15 protein-coding genes are annotated in these 18631 nt (G+C 66.8%); 4 read left to right on the forward strand and 11 right to left on the reverse strand.

Features of this window, described 5'->3' with window-relative positions:
• From Q0627_RS10535 to Q0627_RS10570, 8 genes are all read right to left on the reverse strand, one after another.
• A partial coding sequence (locus Q0627_RS10535) for a type Z 30S ribosomal protein S14 (RefSeq protein ID WP_298809623.1) occupies nt 1-143 on the reverse strand: 143 nt, incomplete at its 3' end.
• 1 nt (nt 144) lies between these two features.
• Complete coding sequence (gene rplE, locus Q0627_RS10540; RefSeq protein WP_298809573.1) at nt 145-723, reverse strand: 50S ribosomal protein L5; 579 nt, start codon at nt 721-723, stop codon at nt 145-147.
• Between the two features lie 2 nt (nt 724-725).
• Nucleotides 726-1043, reverse strand: a complete 318-nt coding sequence (gene rplX, locus Q0627_RS10545) for a 50S ribosomal protein L24 (RefSeq protein ID WP_005185628.1) — start codon at nt 1041-1043, stop codon at nt 726-728.
• A 1-nt stretch (nt 1044) separates the two neighbouring features.
• Entirely contained in the window at nt 1045-1413 is a 369-nt protein-coding gene (rplN, locus tag Q0627_RS10550; RefSeq protein ID WP_005185631.1) for a 50S ribosomal protein L14, read from the reverse strand.
• 209 nt (nt 1414-1622) lie between these two features.
• Nucleotides 1623-1997 carry a response regulator transcription factor gene (locus Q0627_RS10555; RefSeq protein ID WP_298809591.1) on the reverse strand — a complete coding sequence of 125 codons (375 nt, stop codon included), beginning with the start codon at nt 1995-1997 and terminating at the stop codon, nt 1623-1625.
• Between the two features lie 147 nt (nt 1998-2144).
• Nucleotides 2145-3191, reverse strand: a complete 1047-nt coding sequence (locus Q0627_RS10560) for a hypothetical protein (RefSeq protein ID WP_298809594.1) — start codon at nt 3189-3191, stop codon at nt 2145-2147.
• Nucleotides 3188-4504 (reverse strand): sensor histidine kinase, encoded by a 1317-nt coding sequence (locus tag Q0627_RS10565; protein WP_298809597.1) that lies wholly within the window; start codon nt 4502-4504, stop codon nt 3188-3190. Before Q0627_RS10565 ends, Q0627_RS10560 begins: the two co-directional genes overlap by 4 nt.
• Before the next feature lie 31 nt (nt 4505-4535).
• Nucleotides 4536-5270 (reverse strand): response regulator transcription factor, encoded by a 735-nt coding sequence (locus tag Q0627_RS10570; protein ID WP_298809600.1) that lies wholly within the window; start codon nt 5268-5270, stop codon nt 4536-4538.
• 125 nt (nt 5271-5395) lie between these two features.
• On the opposite strand from Q0627_RS10570, the gene Q0627_RS10575 reads away from it, so the two are divergent.
• From Q0627_RS10575 to Q0627_RS10590, 4 genes are all read left to right on the forward strand, one after another.
• Nucleotides 5396-6169: an acetoacetate decarboxylase family protein gene (locus tag Q0627_RS10575; protein ID WP_298809603.1), complete on the forward strand. Its 774-nt coding sequence runs from the start codon at nt 5396-5398 to the stop codon at nt 6167-6169.
• A gap of 100 nt (nt 6170-6269) precedes the next feature.
• The gene (locus Q0627_RS10580; protein WP_298809605.1) at nt 6270-7316 is read left to right on the forward strand and encodes an alpha/beta hydrolase family protein; all 1047 of its coding nucleotides are present in this window, start codon (nt 6270-6272) and stop codon (nt 7314-7316) included.
• A 50-nt stretch (nt 7317-7366) separates the two neighbouring features.
• Nucleotides 7367-7915: a DUF4878 domain-containing protein gene (locus Q0627_RS10585; RefSeq protein ID WP_298809608.1), complete on the forward strand. Its 549-nt coding sequence runs from the start codon at nt 7367-7369 to the stop codon at nt 7913-7915.
• 197 nt (nt 7916-8112) lie between these two features.
• Entirely contained in the window at nt 8113-9141 is a 1029-nt protein-coding gene (locus Q0627_RS10590; protein ID WP_298809612.1) for an alpha/beta hydrolase family protein, read from the forward strand.
• Nucleotides 9142-9236: 95 nt separating this feature from the next.
• Here the strand turns inward: Q0627_RS10590 and Q0627_RS10595 are convergent, their stop codons facing one another.
• From Q0627_RS10595 to Q0627_RS10605, 3 genes are all read right to left on the reverse strand, one after another.
• A complete protein-coding gene (locus Q0627_RS10595) occupies nt 9237-9560 on the reverse strand; it encodes a hypothetical protein (RefSeq protein ID WP_298809615.1) in 324 nt (107 codons plus the stop codon).
• Nucleotides 9561-9908: 348 nt separating this feature from the next.
• A complete protein-coding gene (locus Q0627_RS10600) occupies nt 9909-10133 on the reverse strand; it encodes an MbtH family protein (protein ID WP_298809618.1) in 225 nt (74 codons plus the stop codon).
• Nucleotides 10134-10169: 36 nt separating this feature from the next.
• Complete coding sequence (locus tag Q0627_RS10605) at nt 10170-18617, reverse strand: non-ribosomal peptide synthetase (protein ID WP_298809620.1); 8448 nt, start codon at nt 18615-18617, stop codon at nt 10170-10172.
• Nucleotides 18618-18631 lie beyond the last annotated feature (14 nt).

Here is an 18631-nt window from a genome sequence, read left to right on the forward strand (position 1 = left end):
GCCATGTCGCGCAGGCACACGCGGCACAGGCCGAACTTGCGGTACACCGAGTGCGGACGGCCGCACTTGTTGCACCGGGTGTAGCCGCGCACGGCGAACTTCGGCTTCTTGGCGGCCTTGTTGACCAGAGCCTTCTTTGCCATGTCAGGCCTCCTTGGCGTTGTTGTCTTTGAACGGGAAGCCGAGGTGACGCAGCAGCGCACGGCCTTCGTCGTCGTTGGTGGCGGTGGTGACGACGGTGATGTCCATACCGCGCGGACGATCGATCTTGTCGATGTTGATCTCATGGAACATCGACTGCTCGTTCAGGCCGAACGTGTAGTTGCCGTTGCCGTCGAACTGACGGTCCGACAGGCCGCGGAAGTCGCGGATACGGGGCAGCGCGATCGACACGAGACGGTCGAGGAACTCCCACATCCGGTCGCCACGCAGGGTGACGCGGGCGCCGATCGGCATGCCCTCACGCAGCTTGAACTGCGCGATCGACTTGCGGGCGCGACGGATCTCCGGACGCTGACCGGTGATCAGCTCCAGGTCGGCGACGGCGCCGTTGATCAGCTTGGCGTCGCGGGCGGCATCGCCCACACCCATGTTGACGACGACCTTGACCACGCCCGGGATCTGCATCACGTTGGCGTAGTCGAATTGCTTGTTGAGCTCGGCCTTGATTTCCTCGCGGTAGCGGGTCTTCAGACGGGGCTGAACCTTTTCGGTGGTGGTCATGCTCAGATGTCCTTCCCGCTCTTGCGCGAGATCCGGACCTTCTTGCCGGATTCTTCGTCGATGCGGTATCCGACGCGGGTCGGGTTTCCGTCGGAGTCGACGACCATCACGTTGGACACGTGGATGGGGGCTTCCTGGGTCACGATGCCGCCGGAGGAGGCACCGCGCTCGTTGGCCGACGCGGCGGTGTGCTTCTTGATTCGGTTGACGCCCTCGACGAGGACACGCTGCTGCTTCGGGAAGGCCTGGATGACCTTGCCCTTGGCACCCTTGTCCTTGCCCGAGATGACGATCACGGTGTCACCCTTGTGCACCTTCATGTCAGATCACCTCCGGTGCGAGCGACACGATCTTCATGAACTTCTTGTCACGCAGCTCGCGGCCGACGGGGCCGAAGATGCGGGTACCGCGCGGGTCGCTCTCGTTCTTGAGAATGACGGCGGCGTTCTCGTCGAAACGGATGTAGCTACCGTCCGGGCGGCGGCGCTCCTTGACGGTGCGCACGATGACGGCCTTGACGACCTCACCCTTTTTCACGTTGCCACCGGGGATGGCGTCCTTGACAGTGGCGACGATGACGTCACCAATGCCTGCGTAACGTCGCGACGATCCACCGAGCACGCGGATGCACAGGATCTCCTTGGCACCGGTGTTGTCGGCGACGCGCAGACGCGATTCCTGCTGAATCACAGTGCGTAGTCTCCTTGACCTGGAACTTTATGCACGCCGGATTTCCGACCCGACGCACATGGTCTGTTGCCATCGGGTACGCGCCTGCCACCGGAGATGTCATTGAGATGACCCCGGAGTGGGTTCGCGAACCGATTTACGACGCAATGCGCCGTAGGCAACCCGTCAAGTGTAGAGGAATCCGCAGGTAGAAACCAAATTGGTGCTGGTTACCACCGATCCAGGCTCGTGTAGCCGTCTTGGAGCGCGCGGGCGAACAGGTGGGTCTTGGTGGAGGCGGTCCGGCCCGCCGCAGCGTACTTGGCGCGGATACGGGCGAGGTGGGTGCTGACGGTGGACGCAGAAATGAACAGTGCGTCGGCCGCCTGTTCCTTGGATTCGCAGGCAAGCCAGGTGAGGAGTACCTCTACCTCACGCGCGGACAGGTCGGGTTTGGTGAGCTGCCCGAACACCGAGTTGGGGCGATAGTCGGCCATTCGGGCCAGCGCGGCGTCACCGGCCGCGGCGCGGCGTCGTGGTGCCCGCTTGGGGGACTCGTCCGTTTGCCGCACTGCGCGTGCGGCGGCCGTGCCATCAAATCCCATGTCCTGAACCCCCTGCAGATCGGCTTCGAATACACAGGCGAGACGGACCGGGGAGGGTCGCCTCGCATGTGTACCGGAGGGTATCGGTCGACGCTACTTGGACGCTAGACCCAAAAATGGGGGCATCGCCGGGTAAGTGGGTAAACCTCAGGCCAGCGAGCCGTCGAGATCGAATTCAAGCCGCACGCCACCGTCCGGCGAGCGGGACACGACGGTCGCCAGATGCTCGCGGCCCATCGGCAGCACGCGCACCGTGACCTCGTCCGGTTCGCGGGCCCCGGCGATGACCTCGACCGCCGCGGCATGAATACGTTCGAGTGCCTGCGGCGCGACCTGCCCACCGCCGGCCCGGTCGTCGAGCAGTGTCACCCGCACCCCGCGATCACGAGCCGCCCACGCCGCGTCGGACAGTTCCGGGGTGTCCAGGCTCGGGGCGCGGATCCCGTCACGCAGCCGGGCCTGGATGAGCCGGCAGCGGTGGACGTCGGCGGCGGTTAACTCCGCACCGGAGGCGATGCGTTCGAGCATCTCGCGGGCGTCGGCGTCGAGCCGGCCGAGCTGGGCGTCGCGTTCGCGCAGCGCCGCGGCCTGCGCCGCACCTGCGGCGGCGTCCTGCATGATCTGCGCGCGCATCTCCATCACCGCCGACACCGCGGGCCGGGCGACTATTGCGCACAATCCGACCACCGAGAGCGCCGGTGCGAGGTAGAAGTGCAGGAGCAACTGAGGCAGCGGGTCGATGCCTGCGACCGTGCCCACCACCCACCCCACGGCAAGATGCAGAACCATCGACACGCAGGTCAACACCACCGCTCCGCGCAGGAACAGCAGGACGGCACTCACCGCGCCCGCTCCGATCAAGGTGAGTGCTCCGTTGCAGGACTGTCCCTCGTAGGCGAACAGGATCGCCGGATAGGTGGTCATCGTCAGCGCCGAGGACAGCGCCGCGTGCCGCGTGCCGATCGGGTCGCCCGGTGCCTGCGCCGCCACCTCGATTCCCGTGGCGGCCGCGACCAGGCCGAGCGTGTACACCCACCAGTTCACCGGGTTGGGGTCGATCACCACGACGACCACGCACAGGATCAGAAAGACCGTGATCCGCAGCGCGAACCGATACGTGCGCAGGCCCACCGCATCCGTCAGACCGGCCCGGCCCGGATCCAGCAGGTAGCGCTGGCGCAGCAACGACGTCACGGGGCGCTCCAACCGACCTGGACGGTGGTCCCCCGGTCGAGGACACTGCGCAGCCTGCCCCAGCCGCCGTCGACGAGCGCCATCCGGCGGCGGATGCTGACGGCGATGCCGAGTCGTTCCGGTGGCACCGCGTCCACGTCGAATCCGCTGCCGTCGTCTGACACGGTGACCCGGACGAATCGGGCATTCATCTCGATGAGCACGGCGATGCTCGCGTCCGCTCCGGCGTGCCGGAGGCTGTTGCGCACCGCCTCTCCCATCGCCTCACCCAGCGCCTGGAGCACCGGCGACGGGCACGACACCGGCCCCGCATCGCTTCCGGAACCGGCATCAATACCAAGAACGGTCGCGAACTCGGTTTCGGTACGCACCTCCACCCGGTCGCTGAGGCCGGACACCGCATCACGCAGCCGCGCCATCGCCTCGGGCCCGCCGACCGTGGCACCGTCGACACCCCCCGACCCGAGCCTGTCGAGTTCGTCGAGAGCCCATCTGGCCTGGGCGATCATCGTGTCGCTCTGCGGTCCCGGTTCGGCGGCGATGAGGGTGGCGATGACCCGATCGTGGACCAGGGCGTCGAAGCGGGTGCGTTCACGGTTGCGGGCGACCAGACCCGCCTCGACAACGGCATCCTCGATGGCCAATGCCCGCGCCGCGTCGTAATCGCGCACCGTGATGAGGGTCTTGTGCGCCAGCGACAACAGCAACGTGGCGAAGATCATCGGCCACAGGCCGGTGGCGATCAGCCCCCGACTCAGGCCTTCCGCACCGGTGACGGCACTCACCGCGACATAGCCCGCCACGCTCGCGGACAGCACCAGCAGGGCCAAGCCGAAGGGCCGCAAGATCACGGTGGCGAAAGCCGCCATCCCGATGAGACTGGTCAGCCAGTTGATCGGGGTGTGCACGATGGGCACTCCGTTCCAGGCCACCATCCACAGGACCAGGGCGGCGAAGTACGCGAGCACGTAGAGGCGGGTACACAGTCGCAGCAACCGGGTGTCACGGTTGGACGCGGCGATCGCCACACCCACGGTCGGTGCCACGACCATCGCGAGCCCCACCGGATCGAACCAGGTCGCCACATGTTCGGTCGGCAGAGTCGGGATGGCGATCAACAGGCTCACGGTGACACCGCTGATCAGCAGGTAGCCGCCGAACACCTGCAGGCGCGCGGTCTGGGAGGCGACGATCCTCGTGCGATCGGTACGCGGGCGCATCAGGATCTCGCCGACGCGTTCGCGCAACGTCACCGCCCGCCGCCGCCACCGTTCGGGTAGCGGTTCGGGAGTCAGTAGCGGTTCAGGAGTCAATGGCGATTCGGGAGTCAATGGCGATTCGGGGTCAACGGTCGCCGGCGACAGGTCCGGCGAACCTGTCCGCGCCGCGTTCGGGCACGGGAAGCCAGCCGTCTTCGACGGCACGTTTGAACAGGTCGACCTTGGTGCGGGTGGGGCGCCCCGCATCGGCGTACTTCTGCCTGATCCGTTTGAGGTATTCGTTGACGGTATCGGCGGCGACGCCCAGTGACCGGCCGACGGTGGCCGATGTCTCGCCCGAGGCGTACAGGGCCAGCACCTTCTGCAGCTGTGGGCTCAGGTCGACAGCGGCCAGTTCCGGGTCGCCGTCGATGGCCGCGGCCCATTCGGTGGTCAGCACCTCGTTGCCCTGCGCCGCGGCGCGGATCGCCCCGATGATCTCGGCCTCGGTCGCCGATTTGAGGACGACGCCGAGCACCCCGGCCTTGGCCGCCGACCGCAGCAGCGCCGGATGTTCGCCGGAGGTGTACACGACGGTGCCTATCCCGGCCTCGGTGAGCCGGAGTACGTTCTCCCGCGGCGTGGAGGCGTCGCCGAGCCGCAGATCCAGGATGACGATGTCGAGTCCGTCGCTCAGCTGTCGTGCCTGTCCGAGCAGTTCGTCGACGGTGCCGGCCGAACACACCAGCTCGAGGTCCGGTTCGGATTCGAGCAGCCGCTCGATGCCCCAGATCGGCGAGCGGTGGTCGTCGACCATTCCGACCCGCAATACTCGATCGCCCAGTGCCCGGTCACTCGATTGCCCCGTCTGCCCCGTCATGGCTGTGGAGTTTAGTGCCCGGCACCGCGCGCGGGTCCGGCCATACCGAAACCGGTCCGCGTGGCATGATGCCACAAGGTGAACATGTTCTAATTCGTCCCGAATCATGCCCAGGAGCTGCCCCTATGCCACCGGCAACACCCGACGCCACGCCCACCGCGCACCAGGTTCTCGACCGGACCGTCACCATGCCCGTGCACATTCGCCACGCCACCTGCTTCGTCGCCGGATTCACCGCCGACGCAACCGCCGTGTCGGCGGCCATCGCGCGGGCCGGCGACGGAACCACGCGCCTGCGTCCGCTGCAGATCCGGCCCGGCCGCACAATGTGCATGCTCGTGTTCGTCGACTACATCGACGGCGATCTGGGCCCGTACAACGAGTTCGGGGTGTGCCTGCTCGTCGAGGATCCGGCCGACCCGCCCGCATCGCGACTCGCGGCGCTGCGCTCGCTCGCCAAGGGCGACGCCCGCGCCCTCATCCACCGGCTCCCCGTCGACGGCGAATTCACCATGGCCGCCGGCCGCGGCATCTGGGGCTTTCCCAAGATCCTCGCCGACTTCGACGTCGACCATGACTCGCCGACCAAACACGGCCGGGTCAGCGCCGACGGCAGGCTGATCGTCGACCTGACCGTCGGCAAGGGCCTGCCCGTCCCCGACACATCCGGCGAAACGGTGCTCAACGCCTACTCCCAGCTCGACGGCATCCTGCGCTCGACGCCGTGGCGGATGACCGCTACCGCCAACACCCGCACCCGGATCGGTGGCGCATCGCTGACCCTCGGCGACCACGAGATCGCACAGGAGCTGCGCGGACTCAAGTTGAGCAGACGCGCACTGATGACCAGTTCCGTCGGGCATCTGGAGATGACGTTCGGGGACGCACAGAACCTCTGACCGCACGCCGCCGATGTGCCGCGTGGCCGCCGGACATTAGAATCGCGCAACAGCGCGGCAAGTGACCACCCAGGGGCCGCGCACACCAGGACGGAGCGAGATGACCATCCACGCCGATCAGCGACGCCGGAGCAGGCCCACTCGCACGCCCCGGGCCGCGATGGCCGCAGCAGTGCTGACCATCGCAGCGACCGTGCTCGCGTCGATCCTGGGTGCAGGAACCGCCGCAGCCGCACCGTCACGCGTCGTCTACAACACCCCGGTCGACGACCAGGAGGTGACACTCACCGTCTACTCGGCGTCGATGGACAAACACATCCCCGTCACCGTTCTGCTGCCCCGGAACCGGAACCGGCCCAGCCCCACGCTGTACCTGCTCAACGGCGCCGGAGGCGGTGAGGACGGCGCGCAATGGGACAAGCGGACCAACTACAAGCGATTCTTCGCCGACCAGAATGTCTACGTGGTGACCCCGATCGGCGGGGCGTTCTCGTACTACACGGACTGGCAGCGTGACGATCCCGCACTCGGCAGGAACAAATGGACCACGTTCCTGACCAAGGAACTGCCCCCGCTCATCGAGTCGACGTTCACCACCAACAAGGTCCGGGGCATCGCCGGGATCTCGATGTCGGGCACGTCGGTGCTGAGTCTGGCGATCGCGGCACCCAGGTTCTACCGGTCGGTCGCCGGGTTCAGCGGCTGCGCCCGCACCAGCGACTGGCTCGGACAGCAGTACATCAAGACGGTGGTCGAGACGCGCGGCGGCGCCGACGTGACCAATATGTGGGGTCCGCTCGACGGCCCGGGCTGGAAGCAGAACGATCCATACCTGACCGCCGGCAAGCTACGGGGCACCGGAACGAAGGTGTACCTGACCGCCGGCACCGGCATCCCCGGACCGTACGACCGGTTCGACAATCCTCGTGTCGAGGGCAGCCCGTTCGTCTTCGCGGATCTGATCATCCAGGGCGGACTGATCGAGGCCGCGGTCAACAAGTGCACGCGCGAGGTGGCGGCGCGGCTCCGGCAACTGCGCGTACCGCTCGACCTGCACCTGCGTCCCACCGGAACGCATTCGTGGGACTACTGGGAGACTGACCTCAAGACCACCTGGCCCAAACTGCGCACCGACCTCGGCGCGTGAGGCGCGTCTAGATTGGTGTTTGGCCAACCAGACCACAAGGGAGTGAACAGATGAGAATTCGACAGTCCGCCGCAGCCGTGGCGATCGCCGGTGCGGTGGTACTCGGTGTCGGAGCCTGCTCCGACGACGCCGACGACACCGGAACCCCGGCGAGCACCTCACAGTCTGCCGAGGCACCGGCACCCGGTTCGGCGTCCGCGCCCGCCGGCGAATCGGGCGATGCCGCTCCCGCCCCGGATCCGACCAGCGAGGATCTGACCAATGAGAGCGCGCAGAAGATCTTGCGGGTGGCGGTCGACGCGTCCTCGAGCAAGGAAGACGTCGAGAAGGTCGTCGACACCAGCGTCCCGGGAACGGTGACGATGATCCAGGCGTACGCGAAGGCATCCAACGCCGCCGGATACACCGCCGACATCTACACGGTCAAGGAGGTAGCCGTCACCGGCGACACGGCCCAGGCCACGGTCGCGATCAAGAGCCCGCACGCGCCGGTTCCCGTCGACGTCAACCTGTCCTTCGCCAAGATCGACGGCCAGTGGAAGCTCAGCTCCGACGCCGTCAAGATGCTCGCCTCGTTCGCCCAGCAGTACGGCGGCTGATCCCCGGGGCAGACGCTAACATCTGTCATTTCGGCGACGATATTGGTTAGAGTTCGAGCCTGAGTAGCAATGACCGAGTGTCAATGCGGTACCGCTGCTCGATGTCAGTACCCTCACAGCTACTGTGAGGCGGGCATGCGGAACACACTCAGTGCCCGGGGGTTGTCGCGGACGCGCGACGTGAATGGAGACGGTTGATGATTTCTGGGAAGACGCGCGGCCGAAGCCTTCGCGCACGTCTGCTGACCGTCGCGGTGGCATCGGTCGCCGCGGCCACGCTGCCACTGGCCTCCGGCGGAACGGCTCTCGCCGCACCGCAGAAGACCAGCAGCATCACCAAAGTCACCGACGTCGACCCGCAAGAAGTCACCCTTTCGGTGTACTCGAAGTCGATGGACAAGAAGATCGACGTCTCCGTCCTCACCCCCAAGAACCGTAAGAAGGCCGCACCGACCCTCTACCTGTTGCAGGGCGCCAACGGCGGAATCCTGAACTCGGGCTGGGCGGGGCAGACCAAGTTCAAGAAGTACTTCACCGACAGGCACGTGTACGTGGTGTCCTACGTCGGTGGCCAGTACTCGTATCACACCGACTGGCAGAAGGATGATCCCCACCTGGGCCGCAACAAGTGGGCCACGTTCCTCACCGAGGAACTGCCACCGCTGATCGATAAGGAATTCAACACCACGGGCGCCAATGCGGCCGCCGGGATATCGATGGCCGGCACGTCCGTGTTCAGCCTTGTACTCAAGGCACCCAAGCTCTACCGCGCGATTGGGGCCTTCAGCGGTTGCGCCCGCACCAGTGATCCCCTCGGCCAGCAGTACATCAAGTACGTCGTTGAGCAGCGTGGCAAAGGTAATGTGACCAACATGTGGGGACCGCTCAACGGGCCCGGCTGGCGCGAGAACGATCCCTACATCAACGCGGCCAAGCTGCGCGGCACCAAGATTTACATCACCTCCGGTACCGGTGTTCCGGGCAAGCACGACGAGATCGACTACATCCACGACCTCAGCGATGTGGCGTTCTGGTCGGACCGGTACGTCGCCGGCGGTTTCATCGAGGCTGTGACCAACCAGTGCACCCACCAGATGGTCGACCGGCTGCATGAGCTCAAGATTCCCGTCACGGTGAACTTCCGCCCCCGCGGCACGCATTCGTGGGGTTACTGGGAGGACGATCTGCACACCACGTGGCCCAAGATCGAGCGCGACCTACAGTGATCGTTGACGGCTGACGATGCGCGCATAAAGCAGGTGCCCCACCCGAAAGGATGGGGCACCTGCTTTATGTATGCAGTAACGGCCGACAGTGCAGGTCAGCTCACGATACGGAGCCCACTCTGTGCGGGTGGCTCCAGGCTCCGGCCGAGCCACAGCGCCGCCTTGTTGATCTCGCGAGCACACGACACACCGGTCGCCTGGCCGATCCACGGCGCGCAGTGCATGAGGGTGGCGGCGAACGAGGAACCGCCGGACAGTCCATAACGTTCCAGAACCTCGCCGTACCCCGCAAGACCTTCGTCGAGCTGCCGATAGGTGACCGGCCGGCCTGCCGGACGGACAGCCACCAGATTGGGGGTGACACGGGCACGCCGACGGATGTCGGTGATGACGTCTACGATCTCGGGATCGGTACGCATGGCGCTGACCTCCTGGCCCTTCGACTTCCGGGTACGGCGGGGATACCACTGACTACAAGTTTGCCCGACTAACGGTGCATCATCAATAGATGCGACGGACTTTGTAACAAATCGGTATCATGGCTTAACAACCACCGGGGCAGGATATGAGCACTGTGACTCATGTGACAGTTTAGATCACAATCTATGTTGTCAAATCGTTACCTTGTGCCCCCATTTCTGGGGTGAACCGACATAACGGACCAAACCGTCGGATCGGGACGCAACAGGGCCCTGAAGACGACAGGACCCTGAAGACGACGAGACCCCCGCCGGTCGGACCGACGGGGGCACCTCACGCGAGCGAGATCAGCCTTGGGCCTTGTCGGCCTCCATGGCCTCGATCAGGCTCTTGGGACGCAGATCCGTCCAGTTCTCCTCGACGTACTTCAGGCACGCCTCGCGGCTGTCCTCACCGAAGACCTTGGTCCACCCCGCCGGGATGTCGGCGAAGGTCGGCCACAGCGAGTGCTGGTTCTCGTGATTGACCAGCACGAAGAAGCGGCCATTCTCGTCGTCAAAGGGGTTGGTCATCCATTTTCTCCTTCTCTCAGGGTCATATTGTAGGCATCAGCGATCGGTGGGCCGATCGTCAGGGAACGCAGTGTCCGCGGCGTCGAGCGCACGGCGCAGCTCAGGTCCGATGACAGCGAGCGAATCCGGGTCGGCCATCCCGAGATGGTACGTATCGACGAACACCTCGCTGACGTCGCCCGTCACGAACGCGCGCCACGCCTGCGCCAGCGCCGATGGATCGCTCTTGTCCGCGGTCGCCACGAACAACTGCACGTCGCCGGTGTAGTCGAGCGGGCGGTAACCACCGACCAGGGTGGGCGCGGTCCGGAAGCCCTCCACCACACGATCGACCTCATCGGCCGTGAGCAGGCCGAGCGAGGCGATCTGGTTCCGGATCACGCCGATCAGCTCGTCCTCGGAGCTCACCTGCGTACTGGCATCAAGATTGAACAGCTCACGCCAGCCGCCGAGCAGGTCCACGGTGGTCCCAAGGTCGACGGTCCCGACGTCGGCTGTCCCGACGTCATCTCCGGTTGCCGTGGTCTCGGCCGCGGCGTGACCCGCGCCGATGCCGTCCGCCGGGTCGTCCGGCTCGTCAATCGAGTCGCCGTCCGGTTCCCCGTCCGGTTCATCATCGACGGGCAACAGCACCGCGTCCATGATGCCGAGGTAGGCCACCACATCGCCGGCCTGTTGCAGCAGCGCGACGATCGCGTGCGCGATGGTGCCACCCAGCGACCAGCCGAGGACGTTGTAAGGCCCCTCCGGCTGGACCTGCTTGATCTCGGCGACATACCGTTCGGCGAGTTCGACCACGCTCGACGCCGCCACCTCGTCGGCCACGACGTGCGGATCCTGCAGACCGTAGATCGGCCTGTCGGCGAGGTACGGCGCGAAACCGCCGTAGAACCACGCGACACCACCGGCCGGATGCACGCAGAACAGCGGGCGTTTGGTGCCCTCGGTGCGCAGAGGGAGCAGCACACCGTTGTTCGCCCGAACGTCGGATTCGATGAGCGCCGCGACCGCACGCACTGACGGATCGGTGAACAGCGCGGCCAGGCCGATGTCGATGTTGAACTCCTTGCGCAGCCGGTCGACGACCCGCACCGCCGACAGCGAGTTGCCGCCGAGGTCGAAGAACGACGCCGTCGCCGACACCTCGTCGAGACCGAGCACGTCGGCGAAGATCGTAGCGACGATGTTCTCGTAGTGCCCTTCGGGCGCGACGTAGGCCGACTGCAGCAGGGTCGGGTCGTGTGCGGGCAGCGCTTTCCGGTCGATCTTGCCGGCGCTGTTCAGTGGTAGTTCGTCGAGCGTCATCCACGCCGACGGGATCATGTACTCGGCCAGCGACCCACGCGCCGACGCAGCGATGGCGACCACGTCCGCATCGGCCGGTGATACGTAGCCGACCAGATAGTCGCCACCACCGGGCGCCTCGGCGACGGTCACGGCCGCGGTCACCACGCCGGGTGCCGCCGAAAGCACCGCCTCGATCTCACCCAGTTCTATTCGCTGACCGCGCAGCTTCACCTGGAAGTCGGTGCGGCCCAGATACTCCAGCACGCCGTCTGCGCGGCGCCGGACCAGGTCACCGGTGCGGTACATCCGTTCGCCCGACCCGAACGGATCGGCGACGAAACGTTCGGCGCTCAGGTCGGGTCGCGCGGCGTAACCGCGGGCCAGTTGCACCCCGCCGAGATACAGCTCGCCGACCACTCCGTCGGGCACGCGGTGCAGCCTGCCGTCGAGGACGTGCGATGTGCTGTTCCACATCGGTATGCCGATCGGCACCGAGGGGTCGGCCGCGGCGGCGTGTTCGATGCTCTCGTAGGTGATCTCGACGGCGGCCTCGGTGGGTCCGTACAGGTTGTAGAACAGGATGTCCGGCAATGCCGAACGCACGTCGGCCGCCACTGCCGGCGGCACCGCCTCACCGGTCAGCGAGATGATCCGCACCGAGTCCATCCGGGAGATCCGTTCAACACCCACGACGTCGACGAACACCGCGAGCATCGACGGCACGAAGTGCACCATCGTCGCCCGCGTCTGCTCGATGACCTCGGCGACGTAGAGCGGTTCGATGTGTCCGCCGGCCTTGAGCACCACCATGCGCGCACCGATCATCAACGGCGCGAACAACTCCGGCACCGATACGTCGAAGGTGTACGGCGTCTTGAGGACCACCGAATCCGATTCGTCGATGGGCAGTTCATCGAGCCCCCACCACAGCCGGTTGAGCACTGCGGCGTGCGAGAGCGTCACGCCCTTCGGTTTGCCGGTCGATCCGGAGGTGAACAGGGTGTAGATCGCGTTGTCCGGCCGCAGCGGCGAGAGCCGATCGGCGTCGGTCACCGGTGCGACGGACAGGTCCGCCTCGCCCGAGCAATCAACCACGATGGTGCGGGCGTCGCCCATGTCGGGCGCGCCGGCGGAACCAATCAGCACGAGCCGAACGTCGGCGGTCTCCATCATGTACTGCACGCGGTCGGCGGGGGCGTCGGGGGCGATCGGAACGTACTGACCACCTGCGGCGACCACCGCGTGGATGGCAACCACCATCTCGATGCCGCGGTCGATACTCACGCCTACCGCGTCATCAGCACCGACACCGGCCGAGATCAGTTCGCGCGCAAGCACACTGACCCGGGATGAGAACTCGGCGTAGGACACCTCACGACCCTCGAACCAGAGGGCCACCGCATCGGGGCCGCTTGCCGCCCGCGCCGCAAGGATGTCGGGCAGAGACCCGTCCGGGATACTCACGACGCTGCCGGTCGACTGCTCGCGCACCTGACGATCGTCGTCGCCGGAGAGCCAGTCGACGTCGCCGACCGGGGCCGACGGCCGTGCGATCAGCTCTTCGAGCACGCGGACGAAGGTGGCGGCGAACTTCTCGATCGTCGACGCGTCGAACAGATCGACCGCGTAGACGATGCCGCCCTCCCACGCCGATCCGTCGGGTGCCGACGACACGACCACCGACAGGTCGAGCTGCGCGGGAATCTCCGGCAGCGGCAGGGTGTCTATCGACAATCCGCTCAGCGACATCGGGGCGCCGGCGGCCGACGCACCGGGATCGAACGAGAACATGACCTGCGCGAGCGGCGAGAACGCCTCGGACCGAACGGGATCGACGGCCTCGACGACCGATTCGAACGGCACGTCCGCGTGGGTGAACCCGGCCAGGTCGACTGTGCGGATCTGTTCCAGCAGTGCGCCGAACGGTGTCGACGGATCGACCTCGCTGCGCAGGACCAGAGTGTTGACGAACATACCCACCAGCGGCTCGAGCACACTTCGGCCGCGGCCGGCGATCGGCGTCGCTACCGCGATGTCTGTGCTCGCACTCAGCCGCGCCAGCAGCACCGACAGCGCCGCGTGCACCACCATGAACGGTGTCGCACCGCTCGTGCGGGCAAGTTGTTCGACGGCCTGCCCGACGTGCGCCGGGATCTCGAACGCCAGCCGGTCACCCCGACGGGAAGCGACCTGTGGCCGGGGCCGGTCTGTCGGCAACTCGATCACCTCGGGCAGTCCGGCGAGTTGCTCACGCCAGTACGCGAGTTGCCTGCCGAGCACCGAGGTATCGTCGTCGGCCGATCCGAGCACCTCGTGCTGCCAGATGGCGAAGTCGGCGAACTGCACCGGCAGCGGCTGCCACTGCGGTTCCGCTCCCGCCGACCGCGCCGTGTAGGCGGTGACGATGTCCGAGAGCAGCGGCAGCATCGACTCGCCGTCGGCCGCGATGTGGTGCACCACCAGCCCCAGCAGGTATTCGTCGCCACCGGTGTGCAGCAACCGCACCCGCAGCGGCCATTCGGAACTGACGTCGAAGCCGGCCGACACCTCGGCGATCAACTGTTCCTCGGTCTCCACGACCTGCCAGATGCGGCGCCGACCGAACTGGCCCACTTCGCAGATCTGTTGTCCCGGAACACCTTCGATGGTCGGGAACACGGTCCGCAGGATCTGCTGACGGTCCACGAGATCGATCAGCGCACGTTCGAGTGCGTCGACGTCGAGGTTTCCGGTCAGCCGCAGCACCGCGGGCACGTTGTAGGTGGACTGCGTCGTGTCGTACTGGTTGATGAACCACATCCGTGCCTGCGCGAACGACAGCGGGATCTGGGCGGGGCGCGGGTTGACGGCCAGGATCGGCGCCAGTGTCGCGGCGTTGCCCGACACGGCGGCGATCAGTTCACGCACCGACGGCGCGTCGAAGACCTCGCGCACCGACACCGTCACACCGAGCACTTCCGAGACCCGCGCGACAACCTTCGTCGCCGACAGCGAGTTGCCGCCGAGGTCGAAGAACGAGGCCGTCACCGATACCTCGTCGACACCGAGGATGTCGGTGAAGACTCGCGCGACCGCGGCTTCGGCATCGGTGACAGGTGCCACGAACTGCTGTGCCTCGATCATCGGATCGGGCAGGGCCCGCTTGTCGAGCTTGCCGACCGGAGTCAGCGGCATCGCGTCGAGAACCGTGATCGATGCCGGCACCATGTGCACCGGCATACGCTGCGCGACAAATGCTTTCAGTTCGCTGACATCGACGGTCGCGGCGTCGCCGACCACGTAGGCGGCCAGCGCATCCGCGTTCTGTCCGCCGATGCCGATGACAACGGCCGAGCTGATGTCGGGGTGGGCGTCGAGCACGGCCTCGATCTCGCCGAGTTCGATGCGCAGACCGCGCAGCTTCACCTGGTCGTCGTTGCGGCCGGAGAATTCCAGTACCGGTTTGCCCTGGTGGTCGTAGCGCCAACGCACCACGTCACCGGTACGGTACATCCGCTCCCCCGGCGCGCCGAACGGGTTGGCCACGAACCGATCGGCGGTCACGTCCGGCCGGTGCAGATAACCGCGCGCCAGCGGGCATCCGGCGACGTACAGTTCGCCGGACACGCCCACCGGCACCGGACCGAGCAGCGAGTCGAGGACCATCAAGTCGGCGCCGGCGATCGGTCCGCCTAGGTCCACCGGATCGCCCGGGCGCATCGCGTCGGTGATGGTGACACCGACCGTCGCCTCGGTCGGCCCATACAGGTTGTGCATCGGCCAGCGCGCCGACCACTCATCCTTGAGCAGCCCGCTGATCGCCTCACCGCCCACGTAGATCCGGTTGGGCGTGGTCAGCGTCGCCGGGTCGAGGGTCGCGAGCACGGTCGGAGTGAGTCCGACAAGCGTGATGCCCTGTCCATTGATGAAGTCCTGCAACACTTCTCCGCCGAGGGCGTCGTTCGGCCGATACACCAGCGTGCCGCCGGTCATCGTCGCCATCATGTACTCGAACACCGAGGCGTCGAAGCTCGGTGTCGCAAAGCCCAGCACCCGCGCGCCCTCGGGCACCGCGGCCCGCCGGACCTCCTCGGTACCGAGGTTCAGCAGACCCGAATGGGTGACCGCCACGCCCTTGGGTTTGCCGGTGGAGCCGGAGGTGTAGATGACGTAGGCGATGTTGGTCTCGCGCACCGGCGAGACGAGTTCCGCCGGCGTGATCGTGTCGGCGGTCTGCGCGGCGATCTCCGCCGCGACGGCCGGGTCGTCGAGCCGCGACCAGGTCGCCGTGCCGGTGACGGGCAACTGCCCGACGGCAGTGGTGCTCAGCCCCAGGACGGCAGCCGAGTCGGAGATCATGTGCGCAACCCGATCAGCCGGGTAGTCCGGATCGATCGCGACGTAACCGGCGCCGGTCTTGGCGACCGCCCAGATCGCCGTCAAGCCCTGCACCGAACGCGGTATCGCCAGCGCCACCAGGTCGTCGGCACCGACGCCGTACCGGCCGATCAGCCACCGCGCCAGCCTGTTCGAGCGTTCGTCGAGCTCACGGTAGGTGAGCGTGACGCCGTCACCGGTGACCGCGGGGCGATCGCCCCAGCGGGTGGCGGCATCGCGTAGCAGCTCGCCGAGCACCTGCGGATCGGTCTGCCGACCGCCGTTGACCACACCCAGTTCGCCGGCCAGCCGGATCTCGCCCAGCGGCCGGTCGGCGTCGGCGAGCGCCTCGTCGAGGATCCGCACCAGGCTCTCGCCGAACACCGCGATGGTCGACTCGTCGAACAGGTCGGTCGCGTAGATGATGGACCCGGTCCAGTCTCCGTCGGCCGGTGCGATGGCCACCAGCAGGTCAAGACGTGCCGGGAACACTGTGGTGGGCATCGGGGTGATGGTCAGGTCCGAGTCCGTGTCGGCGATCGCATCCCGAGTCCCGTGGTCGGGAGTCTCGTAGTCGGCGACACTCGACTTCTCGAACGTCAGTGATACCTGGGAGAACGGCGCGAACGCGCCCGAGCGCGTCGCGTCCGAGGCGTCGACGACGGTGTCGAACGGAACATCACCGTGCGCGAACGCATCCAGGTCAGCCGTCCGCACCTCCGCGAGCATGTCCCGCATGCCGGCGGCCAGGTCGACGTGGGTCCGCAGGATGAGGGTGTTGACGAACATGCCGACGAGCCGGTCGAGTGCCTGATGACCGCGCCCAGCTACGGGGGTGGCGATGGCGATGTCGTCGGAGGCCGACAGCCGGGAGATCAGGGCCGCCAGTGCCGCCTGCACCACCATGAACCGGGTGACGCCGAATTCTGTTGCGGCGGTATCGATCTTGTCGGCGATGCGGGACGGGATGCCGAATGTGGTGACCGCGCCGCGTTCGCTCGCCCGCGGCGGGCGTGGACGGTCGGTCGGGATCTCGACGAGGTCAGGCAGCCCCGCCAGCGCCGTGCGCCAGTAGGCCAGCTGTCGCCCGGCAATCGAATCCGGGTCCCCCGGTGATCCGAGCACCTCGTGCTGCCAGATCGAGAAGTCGGCGAACTGCACCGGCAATTCATCCGGAAGTATTGCTCCGGATGATGTTTGGGCTACGTAGGCGGCGGCGAGGTCGGCGAACAGCGGGGGCACCGATTCACCGTCGGCACTGATGTGGTGCACCACGAGACCGAGCACCCGTTCACCGGTGCCGTCACCGGCCGCCTCGCCACCGGTAATCCGCACCCGCACCGGCCATTGCGACGACACGTCGAATCCCCGGGTCAGTTCGGACCACAGTTCGTCGACCGTGTCGACCACGGCCCAATCGAGGGTTTCCGCCACGTCGGACGCATCCGAAATGACCTGGTACGGAACGCCGTCGATGGCCGGATAGGTGGTGCGCAGCGACTCGTGCCGGACCACGAGGTCCACCACCGCATGCCGCAGCGCCGCGACGTCGAGGCGGCCGGTGAGCTTGACGACGAGCGGGATGTTGTACGTCGCCGCGTCGGGTTCGAGCTGGTTGATGAACCACATCCGCTGCTGCGCGAAGGCCAGCGGGATCCGTTGCGGCCGTGGCTCGACCGCGGTGATCGGTGGCAGCACCACGGAGTTGCCGGAGGTCGCCGCGACGAGTTCGCGCACCGATGGTGACTCGAATACGTCGCGCACCGACACGGCGACACCGAGCACGTCGGAGGCGCGGGCGGCCAGGCGCATCGCCGACAACGAGTTGCCGCCGAGCGCGAAGAACGACTCGGTCACGCTGACCCGGTCGTGGCCGAGCAGTCCGGCCACCACGGCGGCCAGCAGTTCCTCGGTCTCGCCGTCAGGGGCTACGAATTCACCACCGGCACCGGCGAAATCAGGTGCCGGAAGCGCGCGGCGGTCGAGTTTGCCGGCCGAGTTCAGCGGCGCCACGTCCAGCAGCACCCACGAGGTGGGCACCATGTATTCCGGAAGCTTTTGTGCCACAAAGGCCTTCACCGCATCGGTGTCCACACCGGCAGGAACGAGATAACCGACGAGATGTTCGGCACCCGCATCGGTCTTCACGACCGCGGCGGCCGCGTGCACCACACCCGGTGCATCGGCGAGCACCGCCTCGACCTCACCCAGCTCGAGGCGCTGACCGCGCAGCTTCACCTGGAAGTCGGTGCGGCCCAGATACTCGATCCGGCCGGCCGCGTTCCACCTCACCAGGTCTCCGGTCCGGTACAGACGAGTACCCGCCGCGCCGAAGGGATCTGCGACAAAACGCTCGGCAGTCAGCGTGGACTGAGCAGCGTAACCGCGCGCCACCTGCACGCCACCGAGATACAGCTCACCCGGCACCCCCTGCGGCACCGGACGCAACCGCCCGTCGAGCACCAGCGTCGACGTATTGGGAACCGGCACACCGATCGGGATCACTGTGTCGCCGCGGCCCACCTCGTAGGCGGTCACGTCGACCGCAGCCTCGGTCGGTCCGTACAGATTCACCAACCGCACCGCAGGCAGCGCCGACAACAGCGCCTGCGACGGCCGCACCGTCAACGCCTCACCCGAGGTGAACACCACCCGCAGGCTGTCCAGCGCCGCGAGCCGGTCAGCACCCAGCGCATCGGTGAACGCCGACAACATCGACGGCACGAAATGCATCACGGTGATCGCGCGCTGGCCGATCAGACGGGCCAGATAGTCACCGTCACCGTGGCGGCCGGGTTCTGCGATCACGAGTTCGGCGCCGATCATGAACGGCAGGAACAACTCCCACACCGACA

The sequence above is a fragment of the uncultured Gordonia sp. genome, from assembly GCF_937858515.1.
Classification (GTDB): Bacteria; Actinomycetota; Actinomycetes; order Mycobacteriales; family Mycobacteriaceae; genus Gordonia.

Bases quoted from the DNA above. Each gene is read 5' to 3' on its own strand.
- Q0627_RS10590 (WP_298809612.1), top strand. From the start codon at position 8,113: ATGATTTCTGGGAAGACGCGCGGCCGAAGCCTTCGCGCACGTCTGCTG.
- rplE (WP_298809573.1), bottom strand. From the start codon at position 723: ATGACCACCACCGAAAAGGTTCAGCCCCGTCTGAAGACCCGCTACCGC.
- Q0627_RS10575 (WP_298809603.1), top strand. From the start codon at position 5,396: ATGCCACCGGCAACACCCGACGCCACGCCCACCGCGCACCAGGTTCTC.
- Q0627_RS10570 (WP_298809600.1), bottom strand. From the start codon at position 5,270: ATGACGGGGCAGACGGGGCAATCGAGTGACCGGGCACTGGGCGATCGA.
- Q0627_RS10595 (WP_298809615.1), bottom strand. From the start codon at position 9,560: ATGCGTACCGATCCCGAGATCGTAGACGTCATCACCGACATCCGTCGG.
- Q0627_RS10555 (WP_298809591.1), bottom strand. From the start codon at position 1,997: ATGGGATTTGATGGCACGGCCGCCGCACGCGCAGTGCGGCAAACGGAC.
- rplX (WP_005185628.1), bottom strand. From the start codon at position 1,043: ATGAAGGTGCACAAGGGTGACACCGTGATCGTCATCTCGGGCAAGGAC.
- Q0627_RS10580 (WP_298809605.1), top strand. From the start codon at position 6,270: ATGACCATCCACGCCGATCAGCGACGCCGGAGCAGGCCCACTCGCACG.
- Q0627_RS10600 (WP_298809618.1), bottom strand. From the start codon at position 10,133: ATGACCAACCCCTTTGACGACGAGAATGGCCGCTTCTTCGTGCTGGTC.
- Q0627_RS10585 (WP_298809608.1), top strand. From the start codon at position 7,367: ATGAGAATTCGACAGTCCGCCGCAGCCGTGGCGATCGCCGGTGCGGTG.